This is a genomic window from Ferrovibrio sp. (genome assembly GCF_002796975.1).
In the GTDB taxonomy this organism is placed as follows: Bacteria; Pseudomonadota; Alphaproteobacteria; order Ferrovibrionales; family Ferrovibrionaceae; genus Ferrovibrio.
Map to the genome: position 1 here is coordinate 1 of NZ_PEKV01000042.1, position 1216 is coordinate 1216.

Annotated in this window: 1 pseudogene; it reads left to right on the forward strand. The window is 61.6% G+C overall.

What is annotated here, in order from left to right:
• Window positions 1-104: 104 nt before the first annotated feature.
• Window positions 105-1216, forward strand: a pseudogene (locus CTR53_RS21145) (helix-turn-helix domain-containing protein); the annotation flags it as partial.

The following is a 1216-nucleotide window of genomic DNA, read 5'->3' on the forward strand; positions in this document are numbered from 1 at the left end:
CTCGCGGCTGACTCTCAGCGAGATCATGACGATTTTGATTTATTTCCATCAGTCCCAGTATCGGGTAGTGTCCCTCAGTTTCCGTGATGAGCTTTCCGACTTCAGTGACAGGTTGGCATTCTCGANNCAGCAGTCGGGGAGAACCCCAAGCGCGCTGCCGGGCGTGTGGCAGTACGGTGACCTTGCGCTATGGGACGGCCTACTACGGGCTGGAAGCCGAGCCGGTGCAATTCGAGACCGCCCTGCGTGCCTTGGCCGAGGGCAATTCGTTGCGGGCGACCGCCCGTATCATCGGNNGTGGACAAGGACACGGTTTGCGCCTGGCTGGATCGGGGTGCCCGGCACTGCCGGGCGGTCATCCTGGCGCTGTGGCGAAACTTGCCGGTCACGGAGTGCCAACTGGATGAGTTGTGGAGCTTTATCCATACCAAACAAGAAAACCTGCCGGGTGCTAAAGCGTACCTCGACACGTATGGAGATGCTTGGGTGTGGTTGGCATTGGCGCCGGTCTGGCGCTTGGTGGTGGGTTTTGTGATCGGCCACCACGACCAGGCCCAGGCCGATCGGTTGGTGGAGCAGGTGGCGTGGGTGACGGATGACTCCATCCCCTTTTTCACCAGCGATCGATGGCCCGCTTACCCCCGGGCCTTGTTGAAAATTTATGGGGAATGGTACTGTCCACCCCGTCGCGGGACGCGTGGGCCTCGTCCCAAACCCCGCCGACGGCCGCGGGCCGACCTGCTATATGCCCAGGTGATCAAGCACCGAACGGGTGGGCGCGTCACGGCGATTTCCACGGCGGTCGTCTTTGGTGATCCGGCGGCCGTCGCGGCGCGACTGACCCACTCGCCCGTCAGCCAAACGATCAATACCAGTTTCGTCGAGCGGGACAACCTCACGCAGCGGCAACAGAACCGCCGGCTGGCCCGTCGTACTAACGGCTTTTCCAAGGACTTGAGTTGGTTTGAGAAGCCGTTGTGGTTGTCGTTGGCCTACTACCATTTGGTGTTACCTCACAACAGCTTACGCCACCCGCTACCGGTCACCGAACCGACGCGCGGATCGGGCTCACCCCGGCGATGGCGCCCCACCACCCCCGCGATGCTAGCCGGGCTGACCGATCACGTCTGGACCACTGAGGAACTGTTGTCGTATCGGGTCTCACCGCTGTATTGGGAAGAATGCCCCAATCTCGAGAAATTGTTCCCGGGTTGGC